This is a genomic window from Mycolicibacterium neoaurum (assembly GCF_036946495.1).
Lineage (GTDB): Bacteria > Actinomycetota > Actinomycetes > Mycobacteriales > Mycobacteriaceae > Mycobacterium > Mycobacterium neoaurum_B.
On record NZ_JAQIIX010000002.1, the window covers coordinates 1,702,469 to 1,725,224 of the forward strand.

The 22,756-nt window shown below is 64.5% G+C and carries 17 protein-coding genes; 7 read left to right on the forward strand and 10 right to left on the reverse strand.

What is annotated here, in order from left to right; genetic code table 11:
• Nucleotide 1 precedes the first annotated feature (1 nt).
• The 3 genes from PGN27_RS13550 to PGN27_RS13560 are packed head-to-tail and all read right to left on the reverse strand — an operon-like array spanning nucleotide 2 to nucleotide 3,599.
• Nucleotides 2–1,684 (reverse strand): dipeptide ABC transporter ATP-binding protein, encoded by a 1,683-nt coding sequence (locus PGN27_RS13550; protein WP_335326573.1) that lies wholly within the window; start codon nucleotides 1,682–1,684, stop codon nucleotides 2–4.
• Complete coding sequence (locus tag PGN27_RS13555) at nucleotides 1,681–2,646, reverse strand: ABC transporter permease (protein WP_335326574.1); 966 nt, start codon at nucleotides 2,644–2,646, stop codon at nucleotides 1,681–1,683. Before PGN27_RS13555 ends, PGN27_RS13550 begins: the two co-directional genes overlap by 4 nt.
• Nucleotides 2,643–3,599: an ABC transporter permease gene (locus tag PGN27_RS13560; protein WP_335326575.1), complete on the reverse strand. Its 957-nt coding sequence runs from the start codon at nucleotides 3,597–3,599 to the stop codon at nucleotides 2,643–2,645. Before PGN27_RS13560 ends, PGN27_RS13555 begins: the two co-directional genes overlap by 4 nt.
• 156 nt (nucleotides 3,600–3,755) lie before the next feature.
• Here PGN27_RS13560 and PGN27_RS13565 point away from each other — a divergent pair, with 156 nt between their 5' ends.
• From PGN27_RS13565 to PGN27_RS13590, 6 genes are all read left to right on the forward strand, one after another.
• Nucleotides 3,756–5,396, forward strand: coding sequence for an ABC transporter substrate-binding protein (locus PGN27_RS13565; protein WP_335326576.1), 1,641 nt, complete (start codon nucleotides 3,756–3,758; stop codon nucleotides 5,394–5,396).
• Nucleotides 5,393–6,871: a leucyl aminopeptidase family protein gene (locus PGN27_RS13570; RefSeq protein ID WP_335326577.1), complete on the forward strand. Its 1,479-nt coding sequence runs from the start codon at nucleotides 5,393–5,395 to the stop codon at nucleotides 6,869–6,871. The genes PGN27_RS13565 and PGN27_RS13570 overlap by 4 nt, the downstream gene beginning before the upstream one ends.
• Nucleotides 6,872–6,934: 63 nt before the next feature.
• Nucleotides 6,935–8,284: an aspartate aminotransferase family protein gene (locus PGN27_RS13575; protein WP_335326578.1), complete on the forward strand. Its 1,350-nt coding sequence runs from the start codon at nucleotides 6,935–6,937 to the stop codon at nucleotides 8,282–8,284.
• A 43-nt stretch (nucleotides 8,285–8,327) separates the two neighbouring features.
• A complete protein-coding gene (locus PGN27_RS13580) occupies nucleotides 8,328–9,791 on the forward strand; it encodes a xylulokinase (protein WP_335326579.1) in 1,464 nt (487 codons plus the stop codon).
• 28 nt (nucleotides 9,792–9,819) lie between these two features.
• Nucleotides 9,820–11,115 (forward strand): diaminopimelate decarboxylase, encoded by a 1,296-nt coding sequence (gene lysA / locus PGN27_RS13585; RefSeq protein WP_335326580.1) that lies wholly within the window; start codon nucleotides 9,820–9,822, stop codon nucleotides 11,113–11,115.
• Nucleotides 11,112–12,764 (forward strand): serine hydrolase domain-containing protein, encoded by a 1,653-nt coding sequence (locus tag PGN27_RS13590; RefSeq protein WP_335326581.1) that lies wholly within the window; start codon nucleotides 11,112–11,114, stop codon nucleotides 12,762–12,764. The genes lysA and PGN27_RS13590 overlap by 4 nt, the downstream gene beginning before the upstream one ends.
• Before the next feature lie 22 nt (nucleotides 12,765–12,786).
• Here PGN27_RS13590 and PGN27_RS13595 read toward each other — a convergent pair whose 3' ends face one another.
• The 4 genes from PGN27_RS13595 to PGN27_RS13610 form a co-directional block, all read right to left on the reverse strand.
• Complete coding sequence (locus PGN27_RS13595) at nucleotides 12,787–13,680, reverse strand: GNAT family N-acetyltransferase (protein WP_335326582.1); 894 nt, start codon at nucleotides 13,678–13,680, stop codon at nucleotides 12,787–12,789.
• Between the two features lie 83 nt (nucleotides 13,681–13,763).
• Nucleotides 13,764–14,489 (reverse strand): Type 1 glutamine amidotransferase-like domain-containing protein, encoded by a 726-nt coding sequence (locus PGN27_RS13600; protein ID WP_335326583.1) that lies wholly within the window; start codon nucleotides 14,487–14,489, stop codon nucleotides 13,764–13,766.
• A gap of 658 nt (nucleotides 14,490–15,147) precedes the next feature.
• The gene (locus PGN27_RS13605) at nucleotides 15,148–16,923 is read right to left on the reverse strand and encodes an ATP-binding cassette domain-containing protein (RefSeq protein ID WP_335326584.1); all 1,776 of its coding nucleotides are present in this window, start codon (nucleotides 16,921–16,923) and stop codon (nucleotides 15,148–15,150) included.
• A gap of 117 nt (nucleotides 16,924–17,040) precedes the next feature.
• Entirely contained in the window at nucleotides 17,041–17,814 is a 774-nt protein-coding gene (locus PGN27_RS13610) for an SDR family oxidoreductase (protein ID WP_335326585.1), read from the reverse strand.
• 109 nt (nucleotides 17,815–17,923) lie between these two features.
• Between PGN27_RS13610 and PGN27_RS13615 the strand changes: the two genes are divergently transcribed.
• On the forward strand, nucleotides 17,924–19,312 hold the full coding sequence (locus tag PGN27_RS13615) for an NAD(P)/FAD-dependent oxidoreductase (RefSeq protein ID WP_335326586.1): 1,389 nt from the start codon (nucleotides 17,924–17,926) through the stop codon (nucleotides 19,310–19,312).
• A gap of 11 nt (nucleotides 19,313–19,323) precedes the next feature.
• Here PGN27_RS13615 and PGN27_RS13620 read toward each other — a convergent pair whose 3' ends face one another.
• Genes PGN27_RS13620 through PGN27_RS13630 form a run of 3 tightly spaced genes read right to left on the reverse strand, consistent with a single transcriptional unit; the run spans nucleotide 19,324 to nucleotide 22,736 of the window.
• A complete protein-coding gene (locus PGN27_RS13620) occupies nucleotides 19,324–20,700 on the reverse strand; it encodes an MFS transporter (RefSeq protein WP_335326587.1) in 1,377 nt (458 codons plus the stop codon).
• 37 nt (nucleotides 20,701–20,737) lie between these two features.
• The gene (locus PGN27_RS13625; RefSeq protein WP_335326588.1) at nucleotides 20,738–21,100 is read right to left on the reverse strand and encodes a DoxX family protein; all 363 of its coding nucleotides are present in this window, start codon (nucleotides 21,098–21,100) and stop codon (nucleotides 20,738–20,740) included.
• A 22-nt stretch (nucleotides 21,101–21,122) separates the two neighbouring features.
• Complete coding sequence (locus PGN27_RS13630; protein ID WP_335326589.1) at nucleotides 21,123–22,736, reverse strand: bifunctional 3-(3-hydroxy-phenyl)propionate/3-hydroxycinnamic acid hydroxylase; 1,614 nt, start codon at nucleotides 22,734–22,736, stop codon at nucleotides 21,123–21,125.
• Between the last annotated feature and the right edge of the window lie 20 nt (nucleotides 22,737–22,756).

Genomic DNA, 22,756 nt, shown 5'->3' on the forward strand with positions numbered 1-22,756 from the left:
CTCAGGAGGCGCGGTGGCGTGTCGGGTCCGGACTCGGCACACTGTCCAGCAGCTTTCGGGTGTAGGGATCGGCGGGCTCGTTGACGATCTGCCAGGGTCTGCCCGTTTCCACGATGCGCCCCTCGCGCATGACGATGACACGGTCGGCGTAGGCCGTCGCCGTCGACAGGTCGTGGGTGATCATCAGGATGCCCATCCGGTGTTCACGGCGCAGCCGGTCGAGCAGCTCCAGCACTCCGGTGCGCACAGATACGTCCAGCATCGACACCGGCTCGTCGGCCAGCAACAACCGGGGACGCAGCACGAGGCTGGCCGCGATCGCGACGCGTTGACGCTGGCCGCCTGACAGTTCGTGCGGATAGCGTTGGGCCAGTCGAGAGGGGTCCAGACCCACGTCACGGAGCGCCTGGGCCACCAGGGTTCGACGTTCCGCCCTGTTCGCGCCGATACCGTGCACCACCAGCGGTTCGGCCATCGTGTCTTCGATGCGCAACCGACCGTCGAGCGCCTCGTAGGGATCTTGATAGATCATCTGGACATGGCGACGTAGCGGTCGCCACGCACGTGCGCTCAGGCCGGCGACCTCCACCCCGTCGATCTGGATGGACCCGGATCGCACAGGCTGCATGCCCAGGACTGCCTGCAGTGTCGTCGTCTTACCGCAGCCCGACTGCCCGACCAAGGCGACGAGTTCGCCCTCGGCAACCTGGAGGCTGACACCGTCGACAGCGTCGGCCGGCGCAGCGGCCGCTACCGACTGTCGGCCCATGGCACGCCTGAGCCATTGTCGTGGAGGCCTTTTCACGCCCTCGCTGTAGGTCACGTGCAGGTCCTGCACGATCAACGTCGGCGCTTCCGAGCGAACGGATGTGGTGACAGCGGCTACGTCGTCGAGGTTCGGAGTCGCCTCGAAAAGGGTGCGGGTGTAGGGGTGGGCCGGGCGATGATAGAGATCATCGACGGTCCCCTCTTCCACGATCTCACCGTTGTACATCACCGCCGCCCGTGTGCAGGCCTGCGCCACCACGCCCAAGTCGTGGGTGACCAGTACCAGCGCCAAGCCGAGCTCACTGCACAGGCGAACGAGCAGCCGAAGCACCTGATCCTGGACTACGACATCCAGAGCAGTGGTGGGCTCGTCGGCCAACAGCACCTTCGGGTCGCAGGCGAGTGCCATCGCGATGACGGCACGTTGCTTCATGCCGCCGGAAAGCTGGTGCGGGAAACGCTCATCGCTATCCGGCGGCAGACCGACGAGGTCGAGCAGCTCGCGGCACCGGGCCACCGCCTGCTTCCCGTGGGCGACGTCATGAAATCTCAGGGCTTCCCGAATCTGCCATCCGATGGTCTTCACGGGGTTGAAGGCGCTCATCGCACCCTGGAAGACCATGGCGATATCGGTCCACCGGTGGCCGTTGATACCGGCCTCGCCGGCACCGATGATGTTCGTACCGTTGACGCGCACTTCACCACTGACGGTGGCCGTGGACGGCAACAACCCCATGGCGGCCAGAATGGTGGTGGTCTTGCCGCAGCCCGACTCGCCGACCAGGCCCACCCGCTCCCCGGGCGCCACGCGCAACGAGAGGTTCTTCACGGTGTGGACGGGATCGGCCGCACGAGTGTCGCGCGGTTCGAACCACACATTGAGATCGACGATCTCCAAGGCGTTCTGCGCACTCACAGTGCGTCCTTTCCGCGGCCCACCAGTGGGCGCATCATCCACGACTTCCGGGAAAGATGAGATGAGCGCAGCCGGGGATTGAGGGTGTCCTCGATCGAATTGCCCAGCAAATAGCACCCCATGATCAGGATTGCGACGCACAGTCCGGCAGGAACGATGGCCCACCATGCCCCGGTGCTGATGGCGCCTCGGACGAACGCGTGTTCCATGATCGTTCCCCAGGTGACCGCCGTCGGATCGGACAGGCCGAGGAAGGCCAGGGCGGTCTCGTTGAAGATCGCCAGCGTGATGGCCAGCACCGCGTTGGCGATGAGCAAGGGTCCCAACTGAGGAAGTATGTGGTGGAGGATGATTCGCGGGTGTCCAGCGCCTATCGACACCGCCCGCTGAACATAGACACGTTCACGCAAGGTCTTCACCTGCGCACGCACCACGCGGGCGGTGCTGGTCCACATGAGGAAGCCGATGACCACGATGACGTGGCTCAGCTTTGGGCCCCACACCGCCGCCACCACGATCATCAGCACGATCTGCGGTATGACCATGAAATAGTCGGTCACCCGCATCAGGATCGAATCCACCCAGCCGCCGAAGTATCCGGACAGCACACCCACGGTTGCGCCGATGGCGATCGCAATGACCGCTGCGGTGAATCCCACGAACATCGATATCTGCCCGCCCTGCAACACCAGGCTCACCATGTCGATGCCACCATCGTCGCAACCCAGCCAGTGTTGTGGTGAGGGCGGCTCGAACACCGCGCAACTGGGCGCAGATGTGCTGTAGGGCTTCAGGTAATGCGACAGTGCCGAGACCACGAGGAACAGGCCGATGATGCTCAGCCCGATGATGGCGGGCACGGTGGCCATGGCGGTGCGCAGCGCCCCCCAGGCGCCACGCCTGTGTATCGGCTCCCCTGCGGCCGGATCATTGACGTCGGCGGGATGATCCTCGTGGTTCACTGTGAAATCCTCGGGTCGAGCCGGAAGTACAGGATGTCGGCGAGATAGTTCAACACCACGACGGTGACGGTGATGGCCAGAAAGCCGCCTTGCAACATCGGGTAATCACGTTGCAGGACTGCGTCATAGAGCGCGCGGCCGACTCCCGGCCAGGAGAAGATCACCTCGACGAGGATCGATCCGCCCACAATGGTCCCCAACGAGAGAGCAATTTGGGTGATCGTCGGCAGAGCGGCGTTACGCAGTGCGTAGGACCACACGATGCGCCGACGGGTCAGGCCCTTGGCCCGTGCAGTCAGGATGTAGTTCTCGCCAAGGGTTTCCAGCATCGCAGACCGCACGATCAAGGCGCTTTCGGCGTACAGGGTGAGCACCAGCGTCGCGACCGGCAGGATCATGTGCCGGGCGAGGTCCAGCAGTTGCTCCCCTGGCGACAGGCCCACTGCGAAGGGGTCCGACATCCCGACCGACGGCAACGTGCCGGCGAACATGATCAGCAGCATCATGCCGAGGAACTGTGTGGGTAACGCATAGAAGAGCACAGCGATGCCGGTGGCCGCGTGGTCACCGACCGATCCCCGGTGCAGCGCAGCGAACATGCCCACCACGATCCCGAGGACTATTGCGATCAGCGTGCCGGTGGCGACCATCGGCACGGTATTGCCGAACGCCTCGATCAGATTGTCCAGGACCGGCTGGCGGTTGGTGTACGAGACGCCGAGGTTGCCTTGGCACAGCTGTTGCAGGTAGCGGAGATACTGCTCGAACACGGGCTTGTCGAGTCCGAACTCGGCGCGCAGCGCCTCCTTCATGGCCGGCGAGGCGTTGGGTATCCGCGATATCTGGCTGACCGCATCCCCCGGGAGCACCCGGAACAGGATGAAGTTGACCGTGAGCGCGACGAAGATCGTCACAGCGGCGAACAGGGTTCGCTTCCAGAGGTACCCGCGCACTCGGGCCCCTTTCGTCTTGACGGCCTAGGTGATGGTCCTCATACTAAGCACACAAAGTGACGGGAATGTAATACCACGTTGCAATTTCGGTTGAAGTTCCGTCCGGGTCGCCAGCACGTGAATGTCGCCACCTCGATGCTCTAGGGAAGGTTCTCCATGAAACCCGCTCTGCGAATCCTGGCACTCATCAGCGGCGCGCTGGTGGCCGTTTCGATGATTGCCGGCTGCAGTTCCGCGACGTCACGCAGCGTCCTGCGGATCGGGGTCAGTGTGGCGATCGACTCGCTCAACCCGTTCGTGTCAACATCGGATTACAGCAATGTCGTCTACCAGTACGTCTATCCGCACCTCACCGAGTACGACACGACGGACATGTCGTTGAAGCCGTCCTTCGCGACCAGCTGGAAGACCTCACCGGACGGCCTGGTCTGGACCTTCGAGATCGTCAAGGACGCCCAGTGGTCGGACGGAGAACCGCTGACGGCCAAGGATGCGGCATTCACACTCAACATGATTCGCCAGTTCGAGGACGGACCGACGGGCAAGCTGGCCGGCTTCATCCGCAGTCTGACATCGGCATCGGCCGAGGGAGACACCCTGACGCTCACCTACTCGCAGCCGGTGTCCAATGTGCTGGCACAGATGCAGCAGCTGCCCGTTCTTCCCGAGCATGTCTGGTCGCAGTACGCGACCGGGGACGGCAAGGCCATCACGACGTTCCAGAATGAAGCGCCCGCGGTGTCCGGCGGACCGTTCGTCCTGGATGAGTACAAGAAGGACCAGGTCGCGATGTTCTCGCAAAACCCGAAGTGGTGGGGCGAAACAAAGCCGCATATCTCCGGTTTCGGTCTGCAGTTCTTCGCCAACTCCGATGCCATGGTCACGGCGTTGCGGACCGACCAGGTCGACATGATCGGTGCCAGCACTCCTGCCACCGCAGTCCCGTCCATCAAGGAGGCCGGGATGGAGGTCGGCACGGCACCGGGCTCGGGCTTCTACAACTTCATCATCAACACCAATCCGAAGAAGAAGAACCATCCCGAACTCCTGAACCCGGATGTCCGTAAGGCCTTCGAACTCGCCATGAACCGGGAGGAGATGATCGGCACCGCGTGGCTGGGAATGGCGACCACAGGATCGACAATCGTCGCTCCCGCAACGGGGTGGCATGACGACGCGATCAAGGGCCTACCGTTCGACGTGGCACAGGCGAACGCCATTCTCGATGGCCTCGGCTATGCCAAGGGACCGGACGGTATCCGGGTCGCCGACGGTAGCCGGATGTCCTATGAGGTCATCTTCCCCACTGACATCAACGGTGCCGGCGACCGGATGTTCCAGATCATCCAGAACGGCTTTCGTGAATCAGGCGTCAATCTGGAGATGCGCAAGATGGACACCGACGCCGCGACCACCGCAATCCTGGGCCCCGACAACGGATACGACGAGTTCGACCTCGCCATGTGGACATGGATTCCCCCGGTGGACCCGGACTTCCAGCTCAGCGTGCTGACCTGTGAGCAATGGGGAAACAACAACGACAGCGGATACTGCAACCCGGCCTACGACAAGCTCTACGAGGCGCAGGGCATCGCCCGCGATCGGGCCGAACGTCAGGACATCATCAATCAGATGCAGCGCATCGCCTTCGATGACCGGCCGTACATCGTGTTGCTGTACCAGAACGTGATCGAGGCCCACTCACCGAAGTGGACGGGATTCCAGATGTCCCCACTGGTGGGTTCGGTCAACAACCTGTCGACCCAGACACTGCTCCAGGTCAAGCCCGCCGAATGAGCGATGCCGCGCTGAGGCGCGTCTACTCCCGAGATCTCGTCGACGCGCTGACGGCACGGCAGCACACCGAGGTGGTGATCGGCATCCCCGCCGGCCGCCGCGGTCGCGGTTCGCAGTTGCTGAGTGACATCGCCGGATTCGACTGCACCGACGTAGCCTCCGCTGACCGGGATTTCGACGCGCACGCGGGTTCGCATATGACGTTGTCGCTCCCGGTATCCGGCGCGGCGGCGCGGGTGACACTGGTCGGCCTCGGCGCCGGTGAGATCGGTGCCGCGGAGCTCTTCGATGCCGCGCTCGGTGCGGGAGCCCGGGGCAACATCGTCTCGCTGCTGGCGCTGGAAGCGCCTGGGATGCCCGAGGTCCTGGGCGCCGTCGCGCAGGGGCATGCGATCGGGTCGTGGCGGTATCAGCGCCACGGCGGACCGGTTGCCCCCGCACTGTCGGTCATGGTGGTCTGCGACGACCCGCAGGCTGCCGACGAGGTGCTGCTACGCGCGAGCATCGTGGCCCGTGCGACGTCGTGGGTGCGACAAATGGTCGAAACACCGCCGAATGCCCTGCGCCCACTCGCTTTTGCGCAGGCCGTCGCGGACTTCGCCACCGAACTGGCCCCCGGCGCGGTCCTTGTCGAGACCTGGGACGAGGACGTGCTCACCCAACACGGTTTCGGTGGCACGCTCGGTGTCGGAGCGGGTAGTGCCGAACCATCACTGGTTCTGGCCCTGCAGGTCCCCGGGGATGGTCCGCTGACGGCTCTGGCCGGCAAGGGGATCACCTTCGATTCGGGTGGTGTCAACCTCAAGCGCGATGCGCACGAGCTCAACTGGATGAAAACCGATATGGCCGGGGCCGCTTCGGTGGCGGCCGCAGTGATCGCGGCCGCCGCGCTCGGAGCCACAGGCCCCATCACCGCGGTCTTACCCGTGGCGGAGAACATGCCCGGCAGCGGGGCGCTGCGCCCCGGTGACGTGCTCACCCACCCCCGCGGGCGGACCACCGAGGTGGTCGACACCGACTGCGAAGGGCGCCTGGTGCTTGCCGATGCGCTGGAGTGGCTCGCTGCTCAGAATCCGGCACGGATCGTTGATGTCGGAACGCTGACGGACTCCGGTGGCGTGGGGACGGCGTTCTGGGGATGTTGGGGAACCTCGGCCGATCTGACGACCGAGGTCATCGAGGCGGGCAGGCGTGGATTCGACCGCGGCTGGGCCTTACCGCTGCATCACAGCTATGCCGCCCAGCTAACGTCCAGAGTCGCCGATATTGCCAATGCTCCTGTTTCGGTTCCTGATTCGGGTCAACTGGCAGCCACCTATCTGCGCTCCTTCGTCGGCTCGGTGCCCTGGGTTCACATCGACAACGGCTCCGCGGCCTGGTTGGTCGATCCGGCCTACCCCTGGCCGGCGGGGCCGACAGGCACTCCGGTGCGCGCGCTCATCGAGCTGTTGGCCCCGACGACCACACTCGCTTGACAACATACTTAGTATGAGAAGTATGACTGGGTTGGCCAGTTCGTTCACAGGAAGAGCATGTCCATGACGACGTTTGACACCGCGTACGCCGAGCGGACCGCGATCACCAAGAACCTCTATGACCGCGCCCGCAAGACCATCCCCGGCGGCGCCGGCAGTACCGCCCGGCTCCCCCGCAACGGCTGGAAGCCCTACCCGCTCTTCATATCCGAGGGGCAGGGTTCACGGCTCAGGGACGTCGACGGCAACGAATACATCGATTACCTGCTCGGGCTGGGACCGATGATCCTGGGGCATCGCCATCCCGGGGTGACCAAGGCCGTCACCGACGCCGTCGCCGAGTACGGCACCTGCTTCGGGCTGCCCTACGAATTGGAGATCGAGGCGGCCGAGAAGGTTGCGGCCGCGGTTCCCGGCGTGGAGCAGGTGCGCTTCACCAATTCCGGCTCCGAGGCCGTGGGTACGGCCGTCCGACTTGCTCGGGCGACCACCGGACGACGGCTGATCGTGCGCTTCGAAGGTCACTACCACGGCTGGCAGGACACCGTGTACTGGTCCAACCACGTCGATCCGACCCTCGCCGGACCTGCCGACCGGCCCCGCCCGGTCGCCATGGGCGGCGGCGTGCCCGCGGAACTGGAGAGCACGCTGGTGGTGCTCACCTGGAACGACCCGGAGAGCTTCATCAAGCTGATGGAAGAACGCGGCGAGGAGGTGGCCGCCGTGCTCACCGAGCCCGCCGTGTTCAACACCGGCTGCATCCTGCCCGAGCCGGGATACCTGGAACTGTTGCGTGAGCAGACCACCAAGTACGGTGCCATGCTCATTTTCGACGAGGTCATCACCGGTTTCCGCTTCGCTCGAGGCGGCGCCCAGGAGTGGTTCGGCATCAAGCCCGATCTGACGACCTATGCCAAGGGCATCGGCGGCGGCTTCCCGGTGGCCGCGGTCGGGGGGACCACCGAGGCGATGCGCCTGATCGCCGATGGCACCTATTCGCATTCGGGAACCTACAACGCCAATGTCGTAGCGTGCGCTGCGGTTTCGGCCACCATGGATATTCTGGCCACGCCGGGGCTGTACGAACGTCAGCGCGCGTTGGGTCACCGGCTCGGCGAAGGTTTGAAGACCCTGGCACAGGACAAGGGTATCGACGCCTATGTGGAGGGCATCGGTACGGTATTCCAGCTGTGGTTCACCGACCGGCCGATCAAGAACTGGCGCGATGCGGCCGCCCACGCCCACGAGGATGTCTTCACCCGTTGGTATCAGGAGATGGTGGTGCGCGGCGTACTGTTTCATCCGCTGCAGTTCGAGAACCTCTTCGTCTCGCTTGTCCACACCGACGCCGATATCGATGAGACGCTCAACGCCGCCGATGCCGCGCTGAGCGTGGTGGCTCGTGAATTCTGACCGGTCTGCGGGCCGATCGTGAGCGTCTGGCAGGGAGGGCCCGTTGACCGGTAATGGTGTGCTGGCCATCGGCGTCGATCTCGGGACAAGCAGCCTGAAGGCTGTCGCGGTCGGCGCCGACGGTCGGTGCGTCGCGCGTGCCCGGGTCGGCTACCCGACCGAGCAGCCGGAACCGTATGCCGCCGAGCAGGATCCAGCCGACTGGGTGGCGGCATGCCATGCCGCGCTGGACGAACTCGCTCGACAGACCGACCCGGCGACGTGGGGGGTACTCGGCCTCTCGGCGATGTTGCCCACCTTGGTCAGCCTGGATATCGGTGGACGTCCGATCGGGCCGGCGATCACCTGGCGGGACGGACGGGCCGAGGCCGACGGCGAGAGCATCGCCTCGGCCGTCGGTCCCGGCCACCTGTATCGGCGTACCGGGCAACAATTCGACGGCCGCTATCTGCTGGCGATGCATGCCCGACGGTGCCGGCTGGGGCTGGCCGCCGACGCGACGGTGGCCGGCGCCAAGGACTACCTGTTCCAGATGCTCACCGGGCATTTGCTGACCGATCCCAGTACCGCATCGGGTTTCGGAGCCTACGACCTACACCGCCGGGCGTGGGACACCGCCATACTGGCGACAGCCGGCGCACGCGTGGTTCCCGCGGTCATCGAATCACGCGACCATCGGCCATTGCGTCCGGAGCTCGCGGCCCGGTGGGGATGCCCAGCCGGAATTCCGGTGCTCGTGGGCGCGGCCGACTCGGTCCTGGGCGCCTACGGACTCGGGGTGCGAGATCCGGGAATGGTGGCATACATCGCCGGCACCAGCAACGTCATCTTGGGCAGTGCTGCCACCGCGGATGTCGACGAGCACGGACGCTATCTGGTCACCCCGATGGCAGACGGCGGGTACGGGCGGGAGATGGATCTCCTGGCGACCGGGTCCGCGCTGGAGTGGCTGGCCGGGTTGCTCGGCATTTCCGGAGGAGCGTCAGCGGTGGCCGACCTCGCGGCCGGCGCCGATCTGACCGATGCGCCGCTGGTGCTGCCGTACCTCTCCCCCGGCGAGCAAGGTGCCCTGTGGGACCCCGGTCTGGTCGGCAGTATCGAGGGCGTGACATTGCGGACCACGGCAGCCGATCTCGCTCGCGGTTTGATGGCGGGCATCGTGTTGGAGTCTCGCCGCTGCCTGGAAGTTCTCGCCGATGCCGCGCCGGGCGAATCACCAGGCCCCATCATGATGAGCGGCTCCGGGGCATTGTCTCCGGCATTCCGGCAGGACCTCGCCGATGCGACGGGCCGCGCAGTCCACACCGACACCGACGAACCAGACCATTCCGCAGTCGGCGCCGCCCTGTTGGCCGGCCGGACCGTGCTGGACTGGCCCGATATCGCACCGGACCGATCTACCCGCGAAGTCATCGAACCGGACCCGCGGGGGGCCGGCCTGTGGGCCGAACGCTTCGCACGGCATGACGCGGCATGCCGTGCCCAACAAGCGCGGAACTCCCGGTGAACACGTCGCACTACTCGAAGGTGAGCCGATGGCTGACACGCTGACACCCGCCGATATCGACCTCTCGCTGTACCCGGAGGGCACCGAACTGGATTCCGAAAACCGTCTGCTGATAGGCGGTTGCCCGGTAGCGCAACTGGCGGCCGAGTACGGCACACCGGCGTATCTGATCGACGAGGGCGCGCTCCGCCGCACCGCGCGCGACTACATCCGCGCCTTCACCAGCCGCCACCCGCGGTCACTGGTCCTGTTCGCATCGAAGAGTTTTCCCTCGGCGTCCGTGATCGGGGTGCTCGCCCAGGAAGGTTGCGGTACCGATGTGGCGTCGGCCGGCGAATTGGGGCTGGCGCTGGCCGGGGGTGCGGACGCCGGCCGCGCGGTCTTCCATGGCAATGCGAAAACCGACGAGGACATCAGCGCCGCGGTTCGGGCCCGAGTTCGTTACATCGTGATCGACAATCTCGATGACGTGGAACGGCTTGCGCGCCTGGCACAATCACCCGTCCCGGTACTACTGCGAGTCAGCCCGTCGCTGGATGCCAAGACACATGCGGCCATGATGACCGGCCATGACAGCTCCAAGTTCGGCATCCCGGCCGATCAGGTCGAGGACGTCATCACCGAGATCCGGCGCCAGCCCATGGTGGACCTACGCGGCCTGCACGCCCATGTGGGGTCACAGCTTCTCGACCTCGCCCAATTCGAGGCGGCGGTGACGGCACTGGCCGAGTTCGAGCGCTTCGGCGTCTACGACTTCGGCGGTGGCCTCGGGGTCCGCTACGTCAGTGAAGACGAGGCGCCCTCGGTCGAGGACTACGCCGAGGCACTGGTCTCCGCGGTGCACCGCAAGCTCGGCACCGACGTGGAACTTCTTGTGGAACCGGGTCGATCCATGGTGGCGCGCAACGGCATCACCGCCTATCGAGTGGTGACGGTCAAGCGCGGCGTACGATCCCATGCCGCAGTAGACGGCGGCATGGGCGACAACCTTGAGGTCTCCCTCTACGGACAGCCATTCCAACCATCGGTCATCGATCGCAGCGGACCCGCCGAGACGGTCGACATCGTCGGGCGGCACTGCGAATCCGGTGACCGGATCGCCGAACAGGTGCAGGTGGTGGCCCCTGCGGTCGGCGATCTGGTGACGGTGCCGGTGACCGGGGCGTACTGCTACACGATGTCGAACAACTACAACACCGCGCTGCGGCCGCCGGTCGTATTCTGCGACCAAGGTTCGGCACGGCTGGCCGTGCGCCGGGAGACATTCGGTGACCTACTTCGTCGCGAACAGCTTATCGACGCCACGGAGCAGGCCTGCAGATGACCGAGTCAGCCCGCGCTGTCATCAACGCCATCGCCGAGAAGTGGGCAGTACCCGGCGGAGTCGTGGTGGCCGTCGACCGCGAGGGCGAGACCTTGCGTCACCGATTCGGATTCGCCGATCTGGAGCGCGGTAAACCCGTTGAGGCACAGCATCTCTTCCAGATCGGATCGATCAGCAAAGTCGTCACTTCGATGGCGGTGCTGCAGCTGGTCGAGCAGGACATGATCACCCTGGACACGCCGGTGGGCGACGTTCTGAGCTGGCTTCCGGTCGCGATGCGCGCCCCGGACATCACCATCAGACGCTTGCTCACCCACACCTCCGGGCTGGTCGCCAGCGTGGACGCCGTGCCGGACGAGATCGGTCAGGCCACCCTGTACAGTGGATCTCCCTCCCCCGCAGCAGTCGGAAAGATGTTCCACTACTCGAATTTTGGTTACATCCTGCTCGGACTGGTGGCCGCCCACCTCTCGGCGACATCACTGCCCGAACTCGTCGCGCAACGCATCCTGCAACCGCTCGGCATGTCGGACACCATTGCCTGCGTCACGCATGAGGACTATCCGGTGCTGGCCCGCGGATATCAGCCACTGCGCGATGACCGGCCCTGGGTGCCCGGCGATCCATTGATCACCGCGCCGTGGATGGAGGTGGCCGGGGCTGACGGGAACCTCGCCTGCACAGCTTCGGATCTCGGCCGGTTCGCGCGGATGCTCTTGGGCCGCGGCGTGCTGGACGGCACCCGCATCCTGCAGGACCCCACCTTCAAGGCGATGGTGTCGGCACTCGCCCCCACCGGGGAGGACGTCCTCGACCTGCCGGGGGTGGCTCTCGGACAGTCCAGCCGGTACGGACTGGGCATCAACGTCGAACAGGTCGACAGCGCTACCGTACTCACCCACGGTGGCGGGATGGTCGGCTATGCATCATTCCTGCTCGTCGATCTCGATAGCGGTACAGCGGTGTGCGTGATGACCAACGCCAACGGCGACACCCCCGTGGCCGAGGCGATTGCGCGCTGCGTGGCCACCGAGTTGCGCACACCGGGTGCAGTGCCGATCGATCGGCTGGACCCGGGTGCGTGGGATGCCGATGAGGTGCAACGGCTCGGCTGTACGGGCGAATTCGTCTCGTCGTCAGGTGAGCCCGTGCGCGTCGCAGCCACCGAACAGCGACACGGCGTCGTTGGGCTCACCGTGTCATCGGGCGGCGAGCAAGCGCCACTGCTCAGAACGTGGGGGCGTCGTGTCGTGACTCGGCTACCGACGCTACGGCGCTATGCACTGGTCTTCGACGCGGACCGCTGGGTCTGGGGTCCAGAAGACCTCAACCCGATCTGCGCACAACGGGATCCGGCGGCCGGAACAATGACGACCAGGAGCGAGTTCTGTGGGCACTATCGCTCGTACTCGCCGTGGTTCACCAATTTCCGGGTGGTGCAACGTGGTGGTGCGCTGGTGTTGATAGCGCCCGGCGGGGTCGAGGCCCCGGCCGAGGACGTCGAGCTGGTGCAAGTGGCGCCATCAACGTTTCGCATCGGGCTCGATGAGGCTCTGCCCGAACGCATCACCTTCGGTCCCCTGATCAACGGTGTCGCGGCCTGGGCCGACCGCGACGGATGCCGCTACTCGAGGGCGTTCACCGACTGAGTAACGACAGGTACGCCCACCGCTATCGGCTGGGGTTCAACCGGAGTTCCTTAACCATCGCAACGCCCAGCGGACCGTGCCCTCGGCCGTCGGTACGGAAGCCTCTGCGTTCATAGAGTCTTCGCGCTCGATTTCGGGAGTGGACGTTGGCGCACAACGCTTCGAATCGTGGCGCGAGTTCGGCGAACAGTGCTTCCAGCAGCATCGCACCGATGCCGCCTCCGCGCTGCGGCGGGATGACCGCCATGCACAGTTCGGGTAGCGGAGCACCATCAGCGCCTGTCCGCAGCGGCGGGCTGCTGTAGTACGTCCACGCGGCTCCGACAGGTGATCCGTACCGATCCTCGGCAATGATCGTCACGGTTCCTGGCGCAGGCAACATCTCCACAACCTCGTCGTCAGCTGGATCAGGCAGCGGTCGGTCCTCGATCACAGAGGCGTGCCGTGCCATCTCCACGAGGAACCCCAGATCGTTCCGCGTGGCAGCACGCAACCGGACCTCAGGATCGGATTGGTTGAACACCAAGCCCTCAGTCGCAGCAATACTCTCGTGAACGACCGGCAGATCAGCGCGCATCCGCCAACGGATATCGGTCTCCGCGACCATGACGAATCCCAGGCGTCGATAGAGCCGACGAGCATCCGTGTTGACCTTCAACACATTCAGGCATACCCCTCGTCCAGCGGTGAACGCATCATCGAGCACCTCTCGAAGGACGCGTGTGCCGATCCCGCGGCGCTGAAAGACCGGCGCCACCTCGAGCAAGCCGACATATACGTCACCGTCACGCTCTGCAAGGTCCAACCTGCCGGCATCGGCCCCGTCGGCAACAATCACCTGCGTAGCCGCAAAGTCAATACTGCGGCCCAAGTATGCGCGTTGAACGTCGTGGTCCCAGCCCCACTCCTGAGCCACGTAGGGGCCCAACGTGGCCTTGTGCAATTCGAAGAAGAACTCGAAATCTTCGACTGTCGAAGCGCGGAAGGTGACTGTGGTCATCACAGGCGCCGCACGTCCAGGGCCGTCTCCAGCACGCCACCATCACCCGCCGAAACGAAGTAGGCACCAGCAGAGTTCTTCTCCGCAACCGCCTCCACGAACGTGGTACCCCGGTAGAGCAACCCGGCGCCGTCATCAGTGGCGTAGGCAGCCGGCAACGTTCCGTTGCCGACAAATGTCTGCAGCATCGGACGCCGCTGTGCCTCGGTGTCGTAATGCACACCATTGGCGTATGGGAGGAATCGCAATCCGTCGACGATCGGCTGCAGGGTCGGGCCGAAGGAATCGGTCATTCCTCCGCTGTGCCAGCAGATCGAGCCCGCGGAGATCCCGGTGAGCACCACCCCGGCCTCCCATGCCGTGTGCAGGGCTGTGTCGAGTCCGTGCACACGCCATAGTGCGAGCAGGTTGGCGACACTGCCGCCGAACACCCAGACCACGTCCTGCTCCAACAGGTGCGCTGTCGCGTCGGCGACGGTCGGCATCGGGAACAGCGAGATGTGCGACGGGATGAACCCGCGTGATTGTGCCGCCTCGGTCAGATAGTGCAGCGTGGCCTTGTCGTCACCCATCGCGGTGGCCAGGAAGCAGACGCGCGGCGCACGACCTTCGACCCCGGACAATTCCACCGCGAAATCGGTCAACGCCGTGAACTCGAAGCGAGTGCGCAGCCCAGCACCAATTCCCCCGCTGGTAGCGAGGATCGTCGGCGCATCGGCAGGCATTCATCGACGGTAAGGGGAGCTCACGTTGCTGCACAACCGATTAGTTCTCCACTGGCAGCACCGTTTGTCGCCGCCTGTCACACTGCAGAGATGGAGATCATCAGCCTCCCGAGAAGCTCGTTGGACGGCGACGGTTTCGGCAGCCGTGGCATCGCGATATGCAGCATCTCCGGACACGACGCCGACCTGGAGGCTCGCGTGCATATTGCGTGGTGTGAACCCCACGGTGTGCTCGGGTGTCATCGCGCAGGACGACACCAACTCTTCGCAATCATCAGTGGAAGTGGGTGGGTAGCCGGAGCCGATGGCGTGCGTGTGCCCGTCAGCGTTGGTCAGGCTGCGTTATGGAGTCCCGGCGAGGTGCACGAGTCGGGCTCCGAGAACGGAATGACTGCTCTCATTGTCGCGAGCGATCGGCCGTTCTCCTGAAAAGGGCGTCGCCAACGCTCGGAACCGTTTTTTCACATCGACTTTCCGCGGGTCGGTCGAGACCTTCGCCGAGGAACACCGCATGGGTCTCTACACCTGCGCCGAGTATCCCGCGGCGCTCGATGATGCTGGCCTAGAAGAGATCGAGCATGATCCCAATGGACCCATTGGCCGGGAGCTGATCACCGCCATCAAGCATTGACCGCCGGGTACAGGGCGACAAAGGTTCCTAACAGGCGGCGAGCATCCGGCGATAGGTCGCATTGGTTTCGGCCAGTTGGTGATGTGGGGCCACCTGGAGGGGGCGTCCCCGGCAGATAAACGCAACTTGGGTGACATTGGGCGCGAGGTGCATTCGGTGGCTGACGATGAAAGTGGTCTTGCCGGTGCAGCGGTCGAAGATGAGGTCGCTCAGGTGGTGGTCAGCGATGGGATCCAGGGCTGTGGTGGGTTCATCGATGACGGCTACGGTCGCGGTGGACAGGGCCAACAGGAATCGCGCAATGGCCAAGCGTTGCCATTGACCTCCCGACAGGTCGGTGCCGGTGTTGAGGTTTGAGGACAGCTCGGTATCCAGTCCGTCCGGCGTGTGCTCGAACTTGTCGAGTAGACCCACATCACGCAACGCTTCGACCATCGCGGCATCGGAGACTGGCGCCACAGTGGACTGGAGACAGTCTCGCACCGAGAGCGGAAGCCGAACAGGATCCTGCACGAGAACCGCTGTACGACGGCGATAATCGACGATGTCGATATCCCGCAGATCGACCCCGTCGGCAGTCAGCGCTCCATGCGTGGGGTCGTAAAATCGACATAGCAGCTTTGCGAGAGTGGTTTTTCCGGCGCCGTTTTCGCCCACCACCAGGGTCGCACTGCCGGCCGGAAGCACCAGGTCGATGCCGCTGAGCACCTCAGGTTCGGAAGGGTTGTAGCCGAAAGCCACCTCTGTGAAAGCGATGGTCGGCGCCACAGCGTTCGCCTTCCGTGCAGATCCAGCGAGCGGCCCGATGATGTCCCGATCAGGGTCGAGCGCAATAGCGGGCTTGGTGTCTTCGAACTGCCAGAGCGCGTTCAGCTGCCGGGCGGCTCCTGTGAGTTCGCCGGCGTTGGCGCACACAATGAACAGGCTCCTCCGCAATTCGGGAATCAGCCCGATGAACAACGCCAAGGTTCCCAGTGAGATGTCACCGGAGATGGCCTCGCTGATCACGAAGCCGTAGGGCACCAGCAGCCCGACCCCGCTCATCGTCGCCAACAGCAGGACCATGACGGCGCCCCGATTCTTGACCATGCGCCGAGCGGTGACGAGTGCCCGGGCCTGGGACCGCCAGCGCGGCAAGAGGCTGGCGTGCAGAAGATAAGCGCGGATGTCACCGGCGCCACGTGGATTGACCATCGTCGAGCGCAGTTGTTGTACACGGTTGTTGAGGTCTACGTGTGAAGCCTCGACGTCCCATGCTTTACGTTCATAACGCAACTGCATCAGCGTCGCCGGAATCGTTGTTGCGAGAACCAACAGGGGAATCCACAACCCCAGTGACCCCGCGATGATCAGGGTGGGGGCGGCAAGCAGCAGACCGGTCATCAGGTTCGACAGCAGTTGCACCAGGTACTGGGCGTGTTCGGTCGCGTTCGCCGCCAGGGTCAGCAGCTTCTTGATCTCAGGGCGGTCGAAGAGTGCGAGGTCGTGATGGGCCAACGATTTGGTTACCGTGCGGTCTTCGACCTCGAGCCCGATCTGATCGCGCAGCGTCGAGATCTTCAGCAGCTGAAGTGTTTCCGCAGAATCCGCGATGACGTTGACCACAAAGTAGCCCGCCATCGGTGCCCACATCGCAGCGATCCAAGCCCACGTCTCCGGGCGCGATGCGGTCAACTCCGCCACGTGATCGACCAGATACTTGACGATGAACAGCGTGACCAGGGGTGAGGCCGCTGCCAGCGCCGACACCGCGAACAGGACAAACCAATCGCGCGAACGAAGGCGACTCAGCAGCGACACCATGCGCCGCCACCCCAGACCGGACCCCACCACCCACCGCCTCCCCCGTAAAACGCCCCTCAACCGTGCCGCCGGAAGCCCGCGGAAGCAACCGAATTCTTCGCGATGCAGAGAAAAGGCTCACCTACGGTAGTCGGCGCCACCTACATAGGTCGTTTCGGCGACCTCGGGTTGTAGTGCTGCGTCGGTAATGGCAGTGGCGAACTCTTCGACGGTGGGCAATGGCCCGTGATCGCGGCGGGCTTGCACCGCGGCGGGGTCTTTGCGGTGCAAGAGCCGGACAATGATGGTTCCGTCGATCATGTCCCCCGACACCACCTTCAAGACGATTCCGCGTTCTGCCAGTGCGGGTTTGGCGGCAAGCAGCGCGTCTTCACCCGCACGCTTGCTCGCCGCGATCGGTTCGTATCCCTCGGGAACCGGTCGATCAGGAGAGAAATGCGCTTGGTGGCTGGTGACAAACACGATGCGTGCACCCTCGGGCATGTGCGGCACTGCACGGGTGACCAATTCGCATTGCGCATCGCGATTCAATCGCATCGCATAGCCCGGGTCCGCGCCGCGCTCCAGCCCACCGGACGCGTTGAGCACCAACACATCGAGCGCCCCGAATCGGTAGTTGATCGTCTCGAGCAGCGCCCGAACCTGCTCTTCCTCGCAGACGTCGGCGCCCATCGCGGTGGCGTGGCCGCCTGCGGCACGAATCTCGTCGACCACCGCCTGGGCCCGTTTGGCTTTCTCGCGGTAGTTGATCACCACGTGCAGACCGCGGGCGCCGAGCTGTCGTGCCACCTGAGCCCCGATACCGCGGGAGGCACCGGTTACCAAGGCAACCCGTCGTCGCGACTGTGCACCGCATGTGGGCTCCTCTTCTTTGCGTTGAGTCAAAGCCATCGCCTCCCGTCCGACACCATCCTTAGACTCTACTTAATTTAGCCTTATTTTTCTTATTTTGGGGTTAGCGTTCGGTATCACTCCACACGCAAAGAGAGGCGTGCACGCTATGACCGCTCATGCTGTAGTCCTGGGCGCCGGTATCGCGGGCCTGCTCGCTGCCGCAACGCTCGCCGATTCAGGCCACGACGTCACCATTGTCGAACGAGACCAACTACCCGACAGCCCATCTCCACGACGCGGCATTCCCCAGGGCCCGCACCTGCACAGCGTGTTGTCCAAGGGATGGCAGACGATAGAGGACCTGGTGCCCGATGTACTCGGCGATCTGGTCGACGCTGGCGCACAGGTCGTTGACGACGCTCAGTTGGGTGCACGGATGTACCTTCAGAGCGGTCGTTACGGTTTCAACCGCACCGACGCCCTCGCTGACCCGGCAGCGCTGGCCAACTATTTGGTGACGCGACCACAGTTGGAGTACGTGTTGCGCCGTCGTGTCATCGACCGACCCACCGTCATGGTTGCCGACGGCCACGACGTCGGCGAACTCGTCGCCTCCCGGCCCGGGCGCATCACCGGCGTCACTGTCACCGACCGACAGACCGGCACCACACGCACGCTAGATGCTGAATTGATTGTCGATGCCAGCGGACGTGCCACCCGCACACCCCTGCTTCTCGAACAACTGGGTTGCCCACGCCCACCCCAACGCACGTTCCGGGTGCGCGGTGTGTACTACAGCCAACACCTGACCATCGACGACCAGGATTCCTTCCCGGAGCGGCTCATCCTGGTCATCCCGCCCGGCGGCACCGGCCGCGGCGGCCTCATCGCCGGCGAGCATGAGGTCTGGACATTGACCATTGCCACCCACGACAGCGACGACCGGCCCCCACCAGACACTCTGTCGGACATGTTGTCCCGCGCTGAATCGTTCATGCCGGCACACATCACAGGAGCGCTGCGCCGAGCCAGAGCTGTGTCCGACATCGCGGTGTATCGCTACCCCGGCGGCACCTGGCACCGCTACGACCAGGCCGAGACGCTTCCTGACGGACTCCTTGTCATCGGGGATGCCTTGTGTTGCCTGGATCCCATCCACGGCCAAGGAATCACCATGGCTGCGCGGCACGTTCATGCGCTACGCGAGCACCTAGGCGCGCACGGCCTCGGCAATTCCCAGACTTTCTACCGTTCACTCGCCGAGATCATTGCGCCGGTTTGGGCGACCAACAGGCCGCCAACCCCTCACCGGCAAATCAGGATCATCGAGCGAGCACAGCGCCGGGCGCTGCACTGGACCCAGCACCAGATACTCGCTGCCGCCCGCGATGACATCGTGATCACCGAACAACTCGTCCGCATCGTCAACATGATCGACTCGCCACGACGGCTCTTCGAGCCCAGGATTCTCGGACGGGTTGCCGCATATCACCTGCGTCTAGCCGTGCCATCACGCGGCCCACGCAGGTTCCCGAAGATCGCGAATGACATCTGACATCGCCGACCTCAGTTGTCGCGCACAGACTCCCCAGCCCAGCCCGTGCGCATCGTCAAAACCAACGCGCCAAGGATGCACACCGCGGCCGTACCTGTCAGGCCGAGCACCATGCCCCACTGCGCACTGTGGGGTTGGCTGACGATCTCATCACTTGTCGACGACACGAAACCGGTGAGACCCAAGATCCCGCCATAAACAGCGGCTCCGGCTGCGGCCGCGATTGTCTCACCGGCCGACCACAGTCCGACGAGGACTCCGGCTCGACGTTCGCCCGACTCACCGGCATCTTCAGCCAAGGTATCGGCGAGCATGGTGTTGGCCAGCAATTGCGCTCCAGCGAAACCGGTTCCGGCAATGGCGAATACCGCGCAGGCCAAGGGCAATCTACTCGACTCAGCGAGCAGAGGCAGCGCGGTTGCCGAGCAGGTCCCCGCGCCGAAAACTGTCAACGCAACCTGAAGGCAACGCCTGTCTCCGAATCGGACCGCGGCCCGGGTCCATAAAGGCATCGTCAGCAGCAGTGGACCCAGCACACTGACGAACAGCGGTGCGATCGCCTCTTCGGATCCCAGGAACTGGGCCGCCATGTATGGCAATCCCGCCAATGCCGCGGCGATCACGACCTCGACGAGGAGAAAAACGGCGAACAGAATCGAGAAGCGTTGATTGCGGCGAGCTGCGGACAGCGCTGTGCGCAGGGATCCGGCACCGTCGGCTATGGCCGCATTCACCGCCGCATGGGCGTGGCGGCGCGCGCTGAACAACGCGGCACACGTGCCGACAAAGATCACACCGCCCATGGCGACCGCCATGACGCGATATCCCTGCGCACCGCCGCCGCCCACTGCGGTCAGCAGTGGCGCCACGCCACCCGCCGCCAGAATGGCCACGCCGAGAAACCCCATCCGCCATGCCGTCATAAACTTTCGTTCCTGCGCACCGGCCCCCAGTTCAGCAGGTAATACGCCGTACGGAACCGCAAATGCAGAGAAGCCGACACCCGCCAGCGCGAGTGTGATCCCGACCCAACAAGCCGCTGCGACCCCCGTGAACGGAGAACAGAACACCGCGACGAATGCCACGGGGAACGAGATTGCCCCGGCAGCCAACCACGGACGGCGAGGGCCCCAACGGGACGTCGTTGCATCCGATAGGCGCCCCACGATGGGGTTGTAAACCAGATCCAACAGCTTGGGCAGAAAGACCACCAAACCGGCCACGCCCGCTGCGACGCCAAGCACGTTCGTCAGGTAGTAGAGCAGGACGAGCCCCGGAACCACGGCATAGGTCGCCGTCGCCAGCGACCCGGCACCGAATGCAGCCCGTTCCAGCGTGGTGAGTGCGTAAACCGCGCCATTTCGGTCTCGGGCCGCCGTCATCGGCATCTGATCATCAGAAGCCACTGCAGGTCCCGACCGGGTGTCATGGCCGGGGTGCCGCGGTGATCCACACGGCGAGATAGCCAACCGATGCGATCAGAAAAACGAGCGCAGAGGAGTATTCCCGGACTCCATCCCCGGCACGGCGGTGAGTGACCACCGCTGCGATAAGAAGGGCGCTCATACCGATCGCCGCGAGCAGTCCCAAAGTGGGAGTGACGATGCCGGCGAAGACAGCAACAGCGGCCGCCAATTCCACCACGCCGACCAGACGGTAGCGTGACCACCGGATACCGAAATGCTCTGCAGAGGCGCGCATCTTGGCCACACCACTCAACTTCATCGCTGCCGGCACCAGGCACATCAGCCCGTACCCGACGGACACGGCCACATAGATCGAGCTCATCTCACCGATTCCCTTCCTCCGGTCAGCCGGCGGATTGAGCGAGATTGCGCACGGACGCGGTGCACGAGCGTCCCACCGAGGCAAACATCGGCGCGGCAATCTCATGGCCGTACTCGGTAGCGGCGTAGACGTATCGATCGGGTCGCACCACAAGGAAATTCACACCGTGAGCACGCATGGCATCCCACAGCTGCCCGGCCGGGTCACCGAGCTCGTCACCCTCCACCACGGATGTGCCCGGTCGGATGGTCAAAAACTTCGCACCGAACTGCTCCCAAGCCTGCACAGTGCTTTCCAGCATTGCGTCGCGGGGATCAGCGTCGAGACCGAGGATGGCCCAACCGTGCCCGAGTGCGTCGTCGATGTACATCGATCCGGCACCGAATAATGCGACGCGGGCAGGTGTGATGAGGTATCCCACCATGCCGCGTCCCCGGCCCGCAGACAGGCATCCCGGTCCCAACGGTGTCGGTGCGCCGATACGGCGGACCAACGCCGCCATGACACCGGGGATCTTTGTGGCCGTGCGCGCCACCTTGTCGCGCAGTCGAGCGACAAGGGGGCGTTGGGTCATGACGATCTTGCCGAACATCACTGCACGGCGGGTCATGGCGTCGTGGTGAGGTTCGCGCTCGGTTTGATAGGTGTCGAGAAGCGCGTCGCCGGCGCGGCCGCGGATGACGGCGTCGAGTTTCCACACCACGTTGGCGGCATCCCGGAAGGCGCCCGAAATTCCTTGCCCGGCGAAGGGCGGCATCACATGGGCAGCGTCTCCCAGCAGCAGCACTCGACCGACCCGCCACCGTTGGGCTTTACGCACGTGGAAGGTATAGGACCAGGTCCGAGCAATTTCGATATCGTCAGCGGTGACGCCTTCGTCGGCCAGCATGCGCCAGATGTTGTCCTCACTGAGCATGGCGTCGGCGTCCTCGCCGGGGTTGATGCGCCACTCCCACCGGTAGTAGCCGCCCGGGCAGGGACACCTGACACCTGGGCGTTCCGGAGAACAGACGAAGTCGAAGTGCGGGGGTCGATGCAGTGGACGTTTGACGCGCGCCTGCACGTCCATCCATTGCTCGGCATACGACGTGCCTGCGAACGGGATTCCGAGCTGCTTGCGCAACGGGCTGCTGCCACCGTCGCAGGCCAAGACATAACGACCGCTCACATTCGTCGTATCACCCTGTTCGTCGGATAACTCCAACGCCACCGACTGAGGGCCCTGCCCGACCAGTGACGCGGTCCACCCCGCCCTGACCTCCACGCACGGGAATCGTCTGAGACCGTCGCGCAGGGCGTGTTCGAGGGCGGGTTGATGAAAGAAGTTCGCCAACGAGTAGCCGGTGTAGGACGTGGGGGCCGATGGCGTGGACAGGAACGGCTTACCGTCCATGCCCACGAACCGCGCGGTGACACCCAGGTGCATGTGCGCAGTGATCTCTTCGAACAGGCCGAGGCCCCGAATCACCCGTAAGGCCTCATCATCCAGCGCGATGGCACGTTGCCGTTCGAAAATCTCCAGGTCGCGTTCGACGACGAGGGTACGCAATCCGAGTGCGCCCGCGGCATTGGCTGCCGCGGCACCAGATGGACCCAAACCGACGATGATGACGTCGAAGATCTCGGTCTCAGACATGGGCGTGTTCCTTTTGGCAT

Coding starts and splice junctions, on each gene's coding strand:
- PGN27_RS13565 (WP_335326576.1), top strand. CDS start 3,756: ATGAAACCCGCTCTGCGAATCCTGGCACTCATCAGCGGCGCGCTGGTG.
- PGN27_RS13570 (WP_335326577.1), top strand. CDS start 5,393: ATGAGCGATGCCGCGCTGAGGCGCGTCTACTCCCGAGATCTCGTCGAC.
- PGN27_RS13575 (WP_335326578.1), top strand. CDS start 6,935: ATGACGACGTTTGACACCGCGTACGCCGAGCGGACCGCGATCACCAAG.
- lysA (WP_335326580.1), top strand. CDS start 9,820: ATGGCTGACACGCTGACACCCGCCGATATCGACCTCTCGCTGTACCCG.
- PGN27_RS13590 (WP_335326581.1), top strand. CDS start 11,112: ATGACCGAGTCAGCCCGCGCTGTCATCAACGCCATCGCCGAGAAGTGG.
- PGN27_RS13600 (WP_335326583.1), bottom strand. CDS start 14,489: ATGCCTGCCGATGCGCCGACGATCCTCGCTACCAGCGGGGGAATTGGT.
- PGN27_RS13605 (WP_335326584.1), bottom strand. CDS start 16,923: ATGGTGTCGCTGCTGAGTCGCCTTCGTTCGCGCGATTGGTTTGTCCTG.
- PGN27_RS13610 (WP_335326585.1), bottom strand. CDS start 17,814: ATGGCTTTGACTCAACGCAAAGAAGAGGAGCCCACATGCGGTGCACAG.
- PGN27_RS13615 (WP_335326586.1), top strand. CDS start 17,924: ATGACCGCTCATGCTGTAGTCCTGGGCGCCGGTATCGCGGGCCTGCTC.
- PGN27_RS13620 (WP_335326587.1), bottom strand. CDS start 20,700: ATGCCGATGACGGCGGCCCGAGACCGAAATGGCGCGGTTTACGCACTC.
- PGN27_RS13625 (WP_335326588.1), bottom strand. CDS start 21,100: ATGAGCTCGATCTATGTGGCCGTGTCCGTCGGGTACGGGCTGATGTGC.
- PGN27_RS13630 (WP_335326589.1), bottom strand. CDS start 22,736: ATGTCTGAGACCGAGATCTTCGACGTCATCATCGTCGGTTTGGGTCCA.